Source organism: Ferviditalea candida (assembly GCF_035282765.1).
Taxonomy (GTDB): domain Bacteria; phylum Bacillota; class Bacilli; order Paenibacillales; family KCTC-25726; genus Ferviditalea; species Ferviditalea candida.
Window position 1 is genome coordinate 1 of record NZ_JAYJLD010000125.1, and the last position, 489, is coordinate 489.

The following is a 489-nucleotide window of genomic DNA, read 5'->3' on the forward strand; positions in this document are numbered from 1 at the left end:
GCCGGAATATAGCTCCCCGCCAACAATTGTCGGCGAATCGTTGTCCAATGCTGCATGAACATATTCCCGGAGGTGTTCGGTTGAAACCCCGTCGATGCCCGCTGCACCTTTGTTGGCCTCTACTGTGTGCATGGCGTTCAACAGATTCTCCCGTGATACCCTCGGGCTCCACCCCTACTTCCCCGAAGCAGTTCCTCTCGAAATTCTGCTTTCCATACATCGCGTCTCGAAAGATTCTGACCCATCCTTGAGTTGACGTTCAGCCCTTCCGCGTTCCGGCGTCCCGTACTTGCGTACTACGGCCTCTGTTGACTCCTGCACGTTCAGCGGAACCTTCCGACTCCGGTTACCATCGGCAGATGGCGTTCCGTACAGGCCTTCCCAGGTAAGAACGTCATCTTTCCGCCCATGTGCCCACCCAAGTTTACTGAAATAGCCCTTGGCGGCTTTGGACTTTACCTTGTATTGCAGGCTCATCCGACTATTCCA

At 54.8% G+C, this 489-nt stretch carries 1 protein-coding gene; it reads right to left on the reverse strand.

All coding sequences use genetic code 11. The features are described 5' to 3' along the window. Positions 1-174 precede the first annotated feature (174 nt). Positions 175-489: hypothetical protein (locus VF724_RS21365; protein ID WP_371756248.1), on the reverse strand; the 315-nt coding region annotated here is incomplete at its 5' end.